The organism is Thalassolituus maritimus (assembly GCF_900156675.1).
Taxonomy (GTDB): Bacteria; Pseudomonadota; Gammaproteobacteria; order Pseudomonadales; family Oceanobacteraceae; genus Thalassolituus; species Thalassolituus maritimus.
Window position 1 is genome coordinate 373,730 of sequence record NZ_FTOH01000001.1, and the last position, 13,160, is coordinate 386,889.

Genomic DNA, 13,160 nt, shown 5'->3' on the forward strand with positions numbered 1-13,160 from the left:
TTTGTTTATCGAGGAGCAGGCTCATGCGCGTCATTCTTCTAGGGGCTCCGGGTGCGGGTAAAGGTACCCAGGCCCAGTTCATCTGTGAAAAATTCTCAATCCCCCAGATTTCAACAGGGGATATGCTGCGAGCTGCAGTAAAGGCCGGGAGTGAACTTGGCCTTAAAGTGAAAGAAATTATGGAAACAGGTGGTCTGGTATCCGACGAGATTATTATTGATCTGGTTAAGGAACGTATCCAATCTGATGATTGCGCTAATGGTTTCCTGTTTGATGGTTTCCCACGCACTATTCCACAGGCTGAAGCAATGATCGAAGCCGGAGTGGATATCGATTATGTCGTTGAAATCGACGTAGATGACGAAGAAATCGTTAAACGTCTGAGCGGTCGTCGTGTGCACCCGGGTTCAGGCCGCGTATATCACGTTATCTACAATCCGCCAGTGGCTGAAGGTAAAGATGACGAAACAGGTGAAGAGTTGATTCAGCGTGATGACGATCAGGAAGACACTGTGCGTAAGCGTCTTTCTATCTATCACGATCAGACGGCACCTCTGGTGAGTTTCTATAAGAAACTTCGTGAAGAAAAAGGTGAGTCAGCGCCACAATATGTACACGTTCCTGGTGTAGGTTCGCTGTCTGACATTACAGAAAAAGTTATGAGCGCTTTAAGTTAAGTTCTCAGATAGCTTTAATGAAAGGAGCCGCAAGGCTCCTTTTTTGTTTCTATGAGTTAATACCCGAATAAGAAATAAAGTTCAGCCGGTGTTCCTGTTGCGCTTAATTCACTCTTCCTCTTACCAGACATCCTTCTGGAACTTTCAATTCATATGGCCATTATTGATCCATCAACCATGTGTTAATGATTCATAGCCTCCGGGATAAATCCCGATTAGCCGATGATTCATTGAAACTGACACCCGGTAGATGGCGTCGGGAACTCAGCCGGATTTTGTTCTCTAATTAACAGTATAGGCCCTGAAATTTCACTCATTTGGGCCAGATATGCATTCTGAATTTAAAAAATCGAGGATTTTTTTGTTTTTTTTATGAAAAATACTATTATTCCGTCGGTTACTTTATATACTGTATTGAAGTATGAAGATTTACTTATGTGAATTATCACTACTAAGTAAGTCCACAACGAATCGGGGATTCACTGATTATCAGCCCCACCGCTTTTATAAACAGGTAAGTAAAAGAGGAAATACCTATGGCTAAAACTAAAGCACCTGCCAAACGCGGCCGGAAGCCTGCGGCGAAAAAGCCGGTTGAGTCTGCGGTACCTGCTGCTGTTGCAAAGGCAACGAACGCCGTTGAAAAAGCGGTGGCAGCTCAGTCCAAGCAGAAAGAACGTGTCACTGCCGCTGAAACCAAGCTGAAGCAAGCAAAAGTGAAAGCTGCTGGTCCAAAGGCCACTGCCGCGACCAAGCGTTCAGTAGCGACTGCTAGCAATGCAGTTAAAACTCAGAAAGAGAAACTCTCTGAATTGACGCAAAAGGTTGCTGAAGCCAAGAAAGACCTCAAAATTGCAGAACTGAAGGCCCGTATCGAAGCGACTGCTGCGAAGGCTGAAGAAACTGTTAAAAGTTATGCTAAGACTCTGGCTGATAAAGCAGAGGCTGATCTCGAGAAAGCTCTGACTAAATTTGCTACTCAATGGCGTAGCAAGCGTGACAAGCAAGACGCACGTAAAGTTAAAGCTCGCACCACTGCAGAGAACAAAAAAGTAACTACTGCTTCTAAGAAAGTAGAATCTTCAATTAAAGCACTCGAAGCTAAGCCGGCTGCGAAACGTGGTCGTCCTGCCAAAGTGTCTGCGCCTGCAAAAGCGACAGCCGCACCAAAAAAACGTGGTCGTCCAGCTAAAGCGGCTACAGCAACCAAGGCTGGGACTACTGCAGCACCGAAAAAGCGCGGCCGCCCAGCTAAAGCGGCTGCAGCGACTAAGGCAGCTACCACCGCTGCGCCGAAGAAGCGCGGTCGTCCAGCTAAAGCGACTACAGCCAAAGCGGCACCTAAAAAAGCAGCTGCTAAGAAAACAGCAGCCGCTAAGCCGGCAGCAGCTGCTAAGAAACGTGGTCGTCCAGCTAAGGCAGCGACGACAGCAGCGAAAGCACCTGCTAAGCCAGCGGCACCAAAGGCAGCGCCTAAGAAGCGTGGTCGTCCACCTAAGGCAGCAGTTTCGAAACCAGTAGCGCCAGCACCAGCCCCAGCTGCTGAAGAGAAGAAAGATTCTTCAGAATCTTAATTCTCCGCTTTGTGAAAGAACCCGGCTCGCCCGGGTTTTTTTATGCCTGACGTTCCTCGCTGTCCGACAGTGAGCTGCGGCATTCTCCCGCTGAATCCTGATATACTCCCCGCATCATTGATCGGTGGTATTCAAATGTCTGTAATTCTCACAATCGACGCATCTTCCTCACTCTGCTCTGTTGCGCTGAATATCAACGGCGAACTGGTCTGGAATACAGAAGAACAGCCAAGACGTCACGCTCAGCGTCTGCTCCCGATGATAGACGATATTCTGGCTGACTCAGGTATTTCCAGGCATCAGCTTGATGGTCTGGCGTTTGGTCGTGGCCCAGGGTCATTTACCGGAATACGAATCGCTGTGTCTGTGGCGCAGGGGCTCGCGTTGGGATTAAATCTCCCTGTCTGTGGTATATCTTCTCTGGAGGCTGTGGCACTCGCTGCGGCTTCAAATAGCGAGGCTGGAGACAGAGTGCTTGCGATCATGGATGCACACATGGGAGAAGTGTTCTGGGGTGAGTTCGACGTTTTAGATGGAATGACTCAGGCCGGTGGTGTTGAGCAGGTGGGGTCACCGGAATTATGCCTGACGCAGGCAAGTGAATTCGGAGGACTGCTTGCTGGTGATGGCCTCCGCTTAGCGCCTTTTAGTGAATTGAATTCTGCATACGCAACGATTCAGCCGGAAGCTCGTATCATGGCGGCGCTGGCGAATCGTGAATGGAATAATGGCAATTTTGGCTCACCCGATAATCAATTACCGGTATATCTGCGTAACTCTGTTGCATGGAAAAAGCTGGATGAACAGCCAAGCCTTCTGAAGCGAAATTAACATAGGAAGTTATTACCCGTGGATCTACTCGAAATTATCGTCCTTGCAGTATTACAGGGCCTGACCGAATTTCTTCCTATCAGCAGTTCGGCACATCTCATTCTTCCTTCGCGTTTGTTCGGTTGGGAAGATCAGGGGCTCGCATTTGATGTGGCTGTTCATGTTGGAACACTCGCGGCTGTTATTGTCTATTTCCGGGCAGAGATTATACGTCTGTTACAGGGCTGGTTAACGACCGGCTTTACCCGACACCCCAATGCCGATGGGCGGCTGGCGTGGTACGTCGCGTTGGCAACTATTCCGGCAGGGCTTGCAGGTTTATTGCTGAATGACTGGATTGAGGTGAATCTTCGCTCCACGGCGGTAATAGCAGCGACTACCATAGGCTTTGGCATTCTTTTGGGGGTTGCGGACCGGGTCCGGCATGGCCGAGCAGGCTTAGGGGAGATGACACTCCTGATGGCGATGGTGATCGGCGTAGCTCAGATGTTTGCATTGATACCAGGCACATCCCGGTCGGGTATTACCATTACTGCGGCGCTTCTGATTGGCATGCAGCGTGTCGATGCCGCGAAGTTTTCATTCCTTCTGTCGATTCCATTAATTCTTGCAGCGGGTGGTTTAAAGACGTTGGAGTTGGCAGAGCAGTCGACCGCTGTTGACTGGCAGTCGCTGATATTAGGTATTGTTATTTCTGCGGTCAGTGCGTGGATTTGTATCTATTACTTCCTCGCCTTCATTAACCGCATTGGCATGATGCCATTTGTAGTTTATCGATTAATTCTTGGCGCTGTTCTGCTTCTGTTTTTCGTATAGATATGACCGAATTATACTGCGCTCCTGATTTTGCTCCTCACCTGCGTGAGTTCGCCGATGCGTTTGGATTAGGTGTCTCAACAGCGAAGATGCCTCAGAATGCGGAGTATCACCTTCATCATGATGGGCATGCTCTGGCCCTGGTTCGTGGAGATTCCCCGAAGACCAGAGTCGTGGTTGATTTCTGCGCTGGCGCTACCGCGCACAGGCGCAAGTTCGGCGGCGGAAAAGGGCAGGATATAGCAAAGGCGGTCGGTGTCAGTGCGGCCTATATTCCTACCGTGGTCGATGCCACTGCGGGCCTCGGGCGCGATTCTTTTGTGCTTGCGACATTGGGCTGTGACGTCACGGCCATTGAGCGTCAGCCTGTCGTTACAGCGCTGCTTCAGGATGGTCTGGGTCGTGCCAGCCTGGATACTGAAGTCGCAGAGATTGTTAGTCGTATCCGCTTAGTTCACACGTCTGCACATCAGTGGCTTGCTGCCCAGGCCGAGAACTCAGTTGATGTCGTCTATCTGGACCCTATGTTTGATCATGATCCCAAGCAGAAGGCGGCTGTCAAAAAAGACATGCAGGCATTTCGTGAGGTTGTCGGTCAGGACACCGATTCTGATGATCTGTTGGGGCCGGCATTAAGTGCGGCGCGGTGTCGGGTCGTAGTGAAGCGTGCCCGAAAAGCGCAGCCCCTTGCAGGGCGTGCGCCTTCTTACAGCATTACGGGCAAGTCGAATCGGTTTGATGTGTACGCTCTGGCCAGAGTAGAAGCTCCGGCCTGAGAGGTATCAGCCTTACAGGCTGATCAGAATGGTTTGTCTCAGGTTGGCATCCAACAGATTTTCAAGGATGCTCATGAGAGGGTTCAGGTCTTCGTCGAAAGACAACATGTCATCTTCACCGCAGCTGATCATTCCACTATCAATCAATTGACGTATAAGTGCCCGGAACAATGCTTTGTCGAAGAATTCGGGTGCATTAATTCCATAAAGTAAGCTCAGGCGCTGAGCCAGCAGTGTCGATTGCTCTTCCAGCTGTTGAGCGGTCAGGTTTCCACTGCCTTGATGCTTCAGGCGGGAAATCGACAGGAAGTAACGCTGGAGTGTCTGAGAGATCGGATCAGCGAGGCTCTGCAACATCGGTAGATTGTCGCCATCAATGCGGCAATGATAACAACCGTCACTCACTTCCAGATAGCCGCGCTGCTCCAGTACATCCAGCCAGCTGTTAATAGCTTGTTCGAGAGTGTCTTCTGTCCAGTGAAGGAAGAGTTCTGCTTTCAGGAATGGATACAGGGCCTGACAACTTTCGAGGATATCCGCCTGAGTGCAGCGACGATTATTGAGCAGCAGACATGCAATCAAAGATGGTAGTGCAATGATGTGGAGAACATTGTTGCGGTAGTACGTCAGGGTAACCGCCTGGCGCTCATTGGTCTGAATCAGGTCGCCCATGTCGTGCTTGCTGCGGGAAACCGATCCAAGCTCTTCGGCGTGGGCCAGCCAGTCGCTCGCATGTCCGTCAGGTAAAACCGTCATATCGGAATACGGAACCATGGCCAGCAGGTCACGATAGGCTTCCATATGACGCATCAGCTGATTTTCATCCATGGCCTGGCGGGGCGACGCAAGAATAGCGAGTGCGATCAGGTTAATTGGATTAACTGATGCGGCACGGTTAATTTCGGTGACAACGGTGGTCGCGAGCTCATCAACCAGTTCCGGTGCCCAATCAGGGCGATAGTTACATGCTTCGTAGTCCTGATTACTCCAGCCTGGGTGACGCTCTTCAAGGTATGGTGAGAGATGTATCGGTTCGCCAAAGGTAACGTTGACCTTACCAAACGACTTCTTGAAAGAACGCAATGTGCCCAGTACGTCGAGAAGACTTTCCTTCTTTTTCGCTTTTCCGCGCAACTCACCAAGATAGCTCTTTTCTTCGAATACTTTTTCATAACCCGTATACACAGGCACGAACACCATTGGCTTTTTTGAGTCGCGCAGGTATGAGCGAACCGTCATTGCAAGCATCCCGGCTTTCGGGCTGAGGGTACGGCCGGTACGGGAGCGGCCACCTTCGACGAAATATTCTGACGAATATCCATGAGTAAATACCGAGTGCAGATATTCATCAAAGACGGCTGCATACAGCGGATTACCACGGAACGTTCTGCGCATAAAAAATGCACCGCCGCGGCGGAGTATCGAGCCAACCACTGGCATATTGAGGTTAATACCCGCAGCAATTTGTGGAAGCTGTAGGCCATGGTGGTAAAGAACGTACGACAGTAATAGATAATCGATGTGGCTTCGGTGGCAAGGAACATAGACGACAGTGTTGTCTTTGCCGACTTCTTTTACCTGTTCGATATTGTGGATAGCCGTGCCGTTGTAGATTTTGTTCCACACCCAAGTCAACAAAATATCCAGGAAACGAACGTTGGTATACGAAATGTTTGAGGCAATTTCATCCGCGTATTTAAGAGCCCGCTTTCTCAGCTTCTCGCGTTTTAAGCCGTTCTCTTTCATTTCACTTTCAATGGCGTGACGGACCATTGGGCGATTCGGGATCTGATGAACCAGTGTGCGTCGGTGAGACAGTTCTGGGCCCAGTACCGATTTTGTTACCTTGCGATTGTGAACACGCAAAACACGGGCGAGTTTACGGGCGACCAGCTCCGGGGAGGTTTCGCCTCCCGCCAGTTCGCGTAACGACAGGGGCTCGGAGAAATGAACAAAGGTATTACGTCCGTTAAACAGAATCGCAAAAAAAGTCATCACGCGGCCGCCTAGGCTACCTGCATTCTGCAGCCAGATACGAAGGAAAGAACGTTCGCGCTCCGGTGAACGTCCCCACATAACCCGCACGGGCATCACCTGAATGTCACGACTGTCATCCGCAAGCATCCATTCAGCTTGTCTCTTCAGATGACGGGGAATTGTAGCGAGCCCATCTTTGCGGAATGGATTTCCGGGGCGGCGATAAATGCCGAAATAAGGATTGCCAGGTAAGGTACCATTCAGCCGTTGCTGAAATGGTGCCTGCCAACCACGCTCGGAGACTTCTTTGTTAATAACAATCTGCTCGGCATATGAGGGATAGAGCATGGCGTAAATAACGGGCTGCACTGGGTCCAGTTCGATCTTGTCTTTATCAGCACCAATAATCTTTGTCTTGACCAGCTTATAAAGCAGCTTCTGTTGCCACTGATTGATTCGGATACGTAATTTTCGGATGACGCTCATAGATGAACCTGTAAAAAAGAACCACTTCAGGCGGCGGATTATATGTTATCCACGTGACAATTACTGGTGCTGTACCGCCAATTAATAGTGCGGTGGTGGCGGTTCGTCCGCTGGATTTGCAATCCCGCTGTCGGTTGTCTGGATTTGCTCCATGCGCCGATACATATGCTGCAGTGCTTCTTTTGCTAACCGGAACTCTGCTGATATGGTCGCAAGTTCTTTATTTAGAGTCTCCACCGTATCCTCGAGATATGTAATCCGCGTTTCAAGTTGAGTGACTCTTTCGGCCGCAGGCGGCAATTTATTTTCCATGATTGCAGTCTCCATGCGCTATCGTGTTGATTTTTTTGGTTAATTGGGCTTTCATAGCCCACTTGTCAATGGTCTGCGACGGTATTTTTACGTATATCGGGCATCCCGTCTCTGGCCGGCATAATAACAACGAGTGATTCGGGATAACACATGGGTAAGTTAATGGTTCGTAAATTAATCGTAGCAGTCGTATTTGCAGTAATAGCGCCGTTTGTTGTCGTCGCGCTGATTGCAGGTCTGGCTAAAGATATTCAACTGGTCGGTGGTGCTGCCGCTAGCTTCTCTACTCTGCTGAACTCAGAAGGCATGGCGGTCGCACTGATTGTTATGGCAATTCTGGCATTTATCATCAGCTTTGTGTCTGCTCAACTGGTTCCGGCGCGTCGTCGTCGTCAGCGCAGCAGTGGCACTATGGTTGAGAGTGACGTAGAAGATGGCCGTGAGCGTGGCGTCGTTAAGTGGTTCAACGTGAAGAAAGGCTTTGGCTTTATTACCTGGGACGAAGGTGAGGATGTGTTTGTTCACTTCCGCTCTATCCGTGGTCAGGGACATCGCTCACTGACCGAAGGTCAACGCGTTAAGTTCAGCGTTGTTCGCGGTGAGAAAGGCCCTCAGGCGGAAGATGTCTCAGCGATACGCTAAGTCTGACGGGTATAAAAAAGCGGCTTTGAGCCGCTTTTTTTTGTGTCTGATAACTGCCCTGATGGGGCTTTTATATCTTCTCTTTATGTAAAGAGAGCTCGTCGCAGCTCTGCGACTCGCATAGCCAGCAAAGCGTAATTTTCAGATGAGACCAGAGCATAGGCTTACCTCCTTTCTATAACTGCAGTATAGACAGGAGGTTGTATCGTGCTCTGCACTGACCTGAAAGTCAGGCGACTGTGATGATCAGTCTCAGAGCTTCAGCAGAGATTTCAGCAAACGAGGGTTAGCCACAGCGATGTTCGCTGGAGCAGATACCCGTGGAGCGCCATCAATGGCTGCAAGCAGGCAGCCTGCTTCTGAGGTCAGAAGAGTGCCGGCATTCAGTGCGATGGCATCAAGGTCAGACACCAGGGCCGCCTGGAAGCGGTCGGCAGCAACGTAAGCCATGGTCAGGATGCCAGAACCAATGGAGCGTACGTCGTAGTTTGATTCCATCAGGCGCATTACTTTCGCGCGCTGGTCAGCCGCGTTGTCACTCAGGCCCATAGGCTGAGTGAACGCAGTAATTGCGTCGGTTAGGGTAGTCACGCCACCACAACGGATACGGCGACCATTAAGTTGGGTGCCGCGACCACGTGAAGCGCTGAACTCATCACCATTCATTGGGTTGAGGACAACGCAATGCTCAGTGCGGTCTTTGTGCAGGCAGTTGATGATGATAGCAAACGCCGGAATACCTACGCGGAAGTTAGCGAGATCATCGATCACACAGATCTGCCACACTGGCTGACCTTCTTTGCCGGCGTTGAAACCGGTTTCGCGGCCTTCAAAGTTATCGTCGGCGAGTGACTTCTTCAGCTCGAAAATAATGCTCTTTTCGAGACCAATGGTGCAGTCAGCAATAAACTTAGCTTTTTCCTGATCAGTACTCTGAGCAGCATCAAAACGGTCAAGACGACGAACCAGATCCTGACCGGCGTTGCGCGCAGCGCGCAGCGCCAGATTCACCATGGGTTGCATAAGGTATTCCTGTTGCTTTAAAGAACGTAAGGCAGGGTGACAGACCCAGCCTTTAAAAAACGGCCGCGAAGTATAACAGCGTAGAACTGGTTGGCGAAGTCCCTTTTGCGCTACACTTTCGGCCTTTACATTCCTACCATGTCGGGTCTTACATGCTGAACAGAATCTGTGTCGTGATGGTCAACACCACACACTCCGGAAATATAGGTGCAGCGGCACGGGCGATGAAAAACATGGGGCTGAGTCGCCTGCTGTTAGTAGATCCGATAGCGAGCATCGATGAAGAAGCGATTCAGCGCTCTTCCCGCGCTGAAGATATCCTTCACAATGCTGAAATTCATCCGACACTGGAAAGTGCGATCGCGGGTTGTGGTCTGGTGGTGGGCACCAGTGCTCGCAGTCGCAGCGTCCCCTGGCCACTGATGACGCCACGGCAGTGCGGCGACCGGGCGGCTCAGGCGGCAGCAGCGGGGAATGATATCGCGCTGGTTTTTGGTCGCGAAAGCCGTGGCCTTACGAATGAAGAGCTCCATCTGTGTAATGCACATGTGCATATTCCAACGGATGAGAACTTCTCTTCGCTCAATGTAGCCCAGGCGATTCAGGTCATGGCGTACGAAATGCGCCTTGCGCTGACCGATGTCGAAAACGCTGAAAGTGAGCAGCGTTGGGGCGTGGATTGGGATTACCCCATGGCAACGCACGATCAGTTGAACGGTATGTTGCAGCACATGGAGCAGACTCTGGTTGAGATTGGCTTCCTTGACCCCAATACTCCCAAGCAACTGATGACGCGTGTGCGCCGGCTTTTTCAGCGGGCGGCACCGGATCGCATGGAAATTAATATTCTCAGGGGTATGCTGGCGGCCGTTCAGCGGCGTACAGATGCCTCAGAGTCTGATGAAAGAGGGGATAAGGCTTGAGTATCCGTCAATTGCGCGAAGATATCGCATGTGTGTTCGACAGGGATCCGGCGGCACGGAATACCTTTGAGGTACTCACAACCTATCCGGGCGTCCATGCGATCATGCACTACCGCCTGGCCAACTGGTTATGGCGCCGCGGCCTGAAATGGTTCGCGCGTGTGCTTTCTACGTTCAGTCGCTGGATGACGGGAATCGAGATTCACCCGGGCGCAACCATTGGTAACCGCTTCTTCATTGATCACGGCATGGGCGTGGTGATTGGTGAAACCGCTGAGATTGGCGACGATGTGACCCTTTACCATGGAGTGACTCTTGGTGGCACAAGCTGGAATAAAGGTAAGCGTCACCCAACCTTGCACGATGGTGTTGTGGTTGGTGCAGGCGCCAAGGTGCTAGGCCCGATTACTGTAGGCGCTGACGCTCGTATTGGTTCTAACGCTGTGGTGACCAAGGATGTGCCTGAATCTGTCACTGTGGTGGGCATTCCAGGGCGTATTATCCGTAAGGCGAGTACGGATGCTGAGAACCGCCGGCGGGAAATGGCTGCGAAGATAGGGTTTGATGCTTACGGTATGACCGATGATATGCCCGATCCTATCGCGCGCTCGATCCACAACCTTATGGATCACATGCATCACGTCGATAAGAAAATCGACAATATGTGCCGGGCGCTGAGTAACCTTGGGGATCACAGCTGCGAAGATGCACTTCCTGAGCTGGAAGAAGAAACCTTCGTCAGCCTGCATGAGCGCCTCGAGGCAGAAAGAGAGAAGTCCTCCGGAGACTGACAAAAGCTTTCGCAAGATAGTTGACTGTTTTAGTCGGAAATACGCATAATCAATCCAGTACTAACGAGGTGAGATTATGCGTTTAACGACTAAAGGCCGTTATGCCGTGACAGCAATGCTGGATCTGGCTATTCATGCACGTCAGGGGCCAGTCAGCCTGAACGATATTTCCGGTCGTCAGGGAATATCTCTGTCATACCTCGAGCAGCTGTTCGCCAAGTTGCGGCGTAATGGTCTGGTATCCAGTGTGCGTGGGCCGGGTGGTGGTTATCAACTTAGCCGTGCTGATGCTGAGATTAACGTTGCTGAGATTGTGGATGCGGTCAACGAATCCATGGACGCCACACGCTGCAACCGCAAGGGTGACTGTCAGGATGGCGAAGAGTGCCTGACTCATCATTTGTGGATGGATCTGAGCGATCAGATCCACAGTTTCCTGAAGAACATATCCCTGTTTCAGCTTATCGAGCGTCGTGAAATCAAAGACATTGCCAGTCGTCAGGAACGTGGAGTCCGTGATCGTATCGATAGTCTGTTGATTACCGACAGCATGGACACCAGTCGCTCGGCTTGACGAAAGAGATCCGCTGAGGACAATGCGCCTTAAAACCCAGTGATGCGGATACCGTAATGAAATCAATTTATCTCGACTACGCAGCGACGACGCCCTGTGCACCTGAGGTCGCGGAAGCGATGACTGCTTGCCTGACTCTGGACGGCAACTTTGCGAATCCTGCGTCACGTTCGCATCGCTACGGCTGGCAGGCTGAGCAGGCGGTAGAGAATGCCCGTGGCCAACTGGCCCGTCTGATCGGCGCTGATACTCGCGAAATTGTCTGGACGTCGGGCGCGACTGAAAGTAACAATCTGGCAATCAAAGGCTACGTCGAAGCGCTTCGACGCGAACAGCCGCATACTCCACTTCACATCGTTACCTCCGCGATTGAACATAAGGCAGTTCTGGATACGGTGGCCTACCTTGAGCGTTGGCACCAGGTTCACGTCAGTTACCTTACGCCGGATGCGGATGGCCTTATTCAGCCGTCGCAGGTGGCGGATGCTCTGACCGACAATACGTGTCTCGTCACGCTGATGGCGGTTAATAATGAACTGGGCACAGTGACTGACATCCCCGCGATCGCGAAGATGCTCAAAGATCACAGGGCACTGTTGCACGTCGATGCGGCCCAGGCGGTTGGTAAGATGGCAGTCAATGTCAGTGACTGGGGCGTTGATATGATGTCCTTGTCGGCGCACAAGTTTTACGGCCCTAAGGGCATTGGCGCTTTGTATGTACGTCGCGCCCCTCAGGTGCCTCTAGTCAGTCAGATCCATGGTGGCGGGCATGAGCGTGGAATGCGTTCTGGCACGTTACCAACCCATCAGTTGGTAGGCTTCGGCGAGGCTGCACGCCTGGTCAGTGAGCAGCTGGCGACCGACGAAGAACGTATCCGCGGGCTGCGTGATCGTCTCTGGGCAGGAATCTCATCACTGGGTGATGTCTGGGTGAACGGTGACCTTGATGCGCGCGTCGCTAACCATCTCAATGTGAGTTTTGCAGGCGTGGATGGTGAAATCCTGCTTGCCAGCCTGGCGAAAGTGGCCGTGTCTTCCGGCTCTGCCTGTACCTCGGCGAGTGTGGAGCCATCCTACGTTCTGAAAGCGATCGGGCGAAGTGATCAGCTGGCCCACGCGGGTTTGCGAATGAGTGTTGGCCGTTACACAACGGAAGAAGAGATCGACTTCGCGATTGCTGAAGTTTCGCGTGTTGTGAGCCTCCTTCGTAAACAGTGAGTGAGTTGCGGCATCCTTTATACAACTTTCATAGAAAGGTGCGTATAATCCGCGGGTTTTGAACCCTAAACACACACAAACACCTACTTTGGAGCTAAAAAATGGCTGTAGAACGCACTCTGTCCATCATCAAACCAGATGCTGTTGCTAAAAACGTAATCGGCGAAATCCTGACTCGCTTTGAAAAAGCTGGCCTGCAGGTTGTTGCTGCTAAAATGCTGAAGCTGGACGACGAAAAAGCTGGCGGTTTCTACGCTGAGCACAAAGAGCGTCCTTTCTTCGGTGATCTGGTTGGTTTCATGACTTCTGGCCCAGTTGTTGTACAGGTTCTGGAAGGTGAAAACGCGATCGCTAAGAACCGCGAACTGATGGGTGCGACTAACCCTAAAGAAGCTGACGCTGGCACTATCCGCGCTGACTTCGCTGAAAGCATCGACGCTAACGCCGTTCACGGTTCTGACTCTGCTGAGTCTGCAGCACGTGAAATCGATTATTTCTTCAATGCTGAAGAAATCTGCGCACGCTAAGTGATGCAGTG

Annotated in this window: 14 protein-coding genes; 11 read left to right on the forward strand and 3 right to left on the reverse strand. The window is 51.3% G+C overall.

Annotated features, from left to right (window positions below; translation table 11 throughout):
• Positions 1–23 precede the first annotated feature (23 nt).
• The 5 genes from adk to BW941_RS01740 all read left to right on the forward strand — a co-directional run bounded on the left by adk (position 24) and on the right by BW941_RS01740 (position 4,674).
• On the forward strand, positions 24–677 hold the full coding sequence (gene adk / locus BW941_RS01720; protein WP_076513840.1) for an adenylate kinase: 654 nt from the start codon (positions 24–26) through the stop codon (positions 675–677).
• 536 nt (positions 678–1,213) lie between these two features.
• Complete coding sequence (locus tag BW941_RS01725; protein ID WP_076513843.1) at positions 1,214–2,251, forward strand: hypothetical protein; 1,038 nt, start codon at positions 1,214–1,216, stop codon at positions 2,249–2,251.
• A 135-nt stretch (positions 2,252–2,386) separates the two neighbouring features.
• On the forward strand, positions 2,387–3,082 hold the full coding sequence (gene tsaB / locus BW941_RS01730; protein ID WP_076514180.1) for a tRNA (adenosine(37)-N6)-threonylcarbamoyltransferase complex dimerization subunit type 1 TsaB: 696 nt from the start codon (positions 2,387–2,389) through the stop codon (positions 3,080–3,082).
• An 18-nt stretch (positions 3,083–3,100) separates the two neighbouring features.
• Positions 3,101–3,898: an undecaprenyl-diphosphate phosphatase gene (locus tag BW941_RS01735; RefSeq protein WP_076513846.1), complete on the forward strand. Its 798-nt coding sequence runs from the start codon at positions 3,101–3,103 to the stop codon at positions 3,896–3,898.
• Between the two features lie 2 nt (positions 3,899–3,900).
• A complete protein-coding gene (locus BW941_RS01740; protein WP_076513849.1) occupies positions 3,901–4,674 on the forward strand; it encodes a class I SAM-dependent methyltransferase in 774 nt (257 codons plus the stop codon).
• Positions 4,675–4,686: 12 nt separating this feature from the next.
• Here BW941_RS01740 and plsB read toward each other — a convergent pair whose 3' ends face one another.
• Together plsB and BW941_RS01750 are read right to left on the reverse strand one after the other, a co-directional pair.
• On the reverse strand, positions 4,687–7,137 hold the full coding sequence (gene plsB, locus BW941_RS01745; RefSeq protein ID WP_076513851.1) for a glycerol-3-phosphate 1-O-acyltransferase PlsB: 2,451 nt from the start codon (positions 7,135–7,137) through the stop codon (positions 4,687–4,689).
• 81 nt (positions 7,138–7,218) lie between these two features.
• Positions 7,219–7,449, reverse strand: coding sequence for a SlyX family protein (locus BW941_RS01750; RefSeq protein WP_068439695.1), 231 nt, complete (start codon positions 7,447–7,449; stop codon positions 7,219–7,221).
• 150 nt (positions 7,450–7,599) lie between these two features.
• Here BW941_RS01750 and BW941_RS18015 point away from each other — a divergent pair, with 150 nt between their 5' ends.
• A complete protein-coding gene (locus BW941_RS18015; RefSeq protein WP_076513854.1) occupies positions 7,600–8,091 on the forward strand; it encodes a cold shock domain-containing protein in 492 nt (163 codons plus the stop codon).
• A 252-nt stretch (positions 8,092–8,343) separates the two neighbouring features.
• Here BW941_RS18015 and BW941_RS01760 read toward each other — a convergent pair whose 3' ends face one another.
• Positions 8,344–9,114: an inositol monophosphatase family protein gene (locus BW941_RS01760; protein ID WP_068440683.1), complete on the reverse strand. Its 771-nt coding sequence runs from the start codon at positions 9,112–9,114 to the stop codon at positions 8,344–8,346.
• Positions 9,115–9,266: 152 nt separating this feature from the next.
• Here BW941_RS01760 and BW941_RS01765 point away from each other — a divergent pair, with 152 nt between their 5' ends.
• The 5 genes from BW941_RS01765 (at position 9,267) to ndk (ending at position 13,149) form a co-directional block, all read left to right on the forward strand.
• Positions 9,267–10,037, forward strand: a complete 771-nt coding sequence (locus tag BW941_RS01765; protein ID WP_076513856.1) for an RNA methyltransferase — start codon at positions 9,267–9,269, stop codon at positions 10,035–10,037.
• On the forward strand, positions 10,034–10,828 hold the full coding sequence (gene cysE / locus BW941_RS01770; RefSeq protein ID WP_084188495.1) for a serine O-acetyltransferase: 795 nt from the start codon (positions 10,034–10,036) through the stop codon (positions 10,826–10,828). The genes BW941_RS01765 and cysE overlap by 4 nt, the downstream gene beginning before the upstream one ends.
• A 76-nt stretch (positions 10,829–10,904) precedes the next feature.
• Positions 10,905–11,402, forward strand: coding sequence for a Fe-S cluster assembly transcriptional regulator IscR (gene iscR / locus BW941_RS01775; RefSeq protein ID WP_068440678.1), 498 nt, complete (start codon positions 10,905–10,907; stop codon positions 11,400–11,402).
• 56 nt (positions 11,403–11,458) lie between these two features.
• On the forward strand, positions 11,459–12,622 hold the full coding sequence (locus BW941_RS01780; RefSeq protein ID WP_076513859.1) for an aminotransferase class V-fold PLP-dependent enzyme: 1,164 nt from the start codon (positions 11,459–11,461) through the stop codon (positions 12,620–12,622).
• A gap of 101 nt (positions 12,623–12,723) precedes the next feature.
• Positions 12,724–13,149: a nucleoside-diphosphate kinase gene (gene ndk / locus BW941_RS01785; RefSeq protein ID WP_068440673.1), complete on the forward strand. Its 426-nt coding sequence runs from the start codon at positions 12,724–12,726 to the stop codon at positions 13,147–13,149.
• Positions 13,150–13,160: the final 11 nt, after the last annotated feature.

What these genes read in the sequence shown, in the direction of transcription:
- adk (WP_076513840.1), top strand. Translation starts at nt 24, where the DNA reads ATGCGCGTCATTCTTCTAGGGGCTCCGGGTGCGGGTAAAGGTACCCAG.
- BW941_RS01725 (WP_076513843.1), top strand. Translation starts at nt 1,214, where the DNA reads ATGGCTAAAACTAAAGCACCTGCCAAACGCGGCCGGAAGCCTGCGGCG.
- tsaB (WP_076514180.1), top strand. Translation starts at nt 2,387, where the DNA reads ATGTCTGTAATTCTCACAATCGACGCATCTTCCTCACTCTGCTCTGTT.
- BW941_RS01740 (WP_076513849.1), top strand. Translation starts at nt 3,901, where the DNA reads ATGACCGAATTATACTGCGCTCCTGATTTTGCTCCTCACCTGCGTGAG.
- plsB (WP_076513851.1), bottom strand. Translation starts at nt 7,137, where the DNA reads ATGAGCGTCATCCGAAAATTACGTATCCGAATCAATCAGTGGCAACAG.
- BW941_RS01750 (WP_068439695.1), bottom strand. Translation starts at nt 7,449, where the DNA reads ATGGAAAATAAATTGCCGCCTGCGGCCGAAAGAGTCACTCAACTTGAA.
- BW941_RS18015 (WP_076513854.1), top strand. Translation starts at nt 7,600, where the DNA reads ATGGGTAAGTTAATGGTTCGTAAATTAATCGTAGCAGTCGTATTTGCA.
- BW941_RS01760 (WP_068440683.1), bottom strand. Translation starts at nt 9,114, where the DNA reads ATGCAACCCATGGTGAATCTGGCGCTGCGCGCTGCGCGCAACGCCGGT.
- BW941_RS01765 (WP_076513856.1), top strand. Translation starts at nt 9,267, where the DNA reads ATGCTGAACAGAATCTGTGTCGTGATGGTCAACACCACACACTCCGGA.
- iscR (WP_068440678.1), top strand. Translation starts at nt 10,905, where the DNA reads ATGCGTTTAACGACTAAAGGCCGTTATGCCGTGACAGCAATGCTGGAT.
- BW941_RS01780 (WP_076513859.1), top strand. Translation starts at nt 11,459, where the DNA reads ATGAAATCAATTTATCTCGACTACGCAGCGACGACGCCCTGTGCACCT.
- ndk (WP_068440673.1), top strand. Translation starts at nt 12,724, where the DNA reads ATGGCTGTAGAACGCACTCTGTCCATCATCAAACCAGATGCTGTTGCT.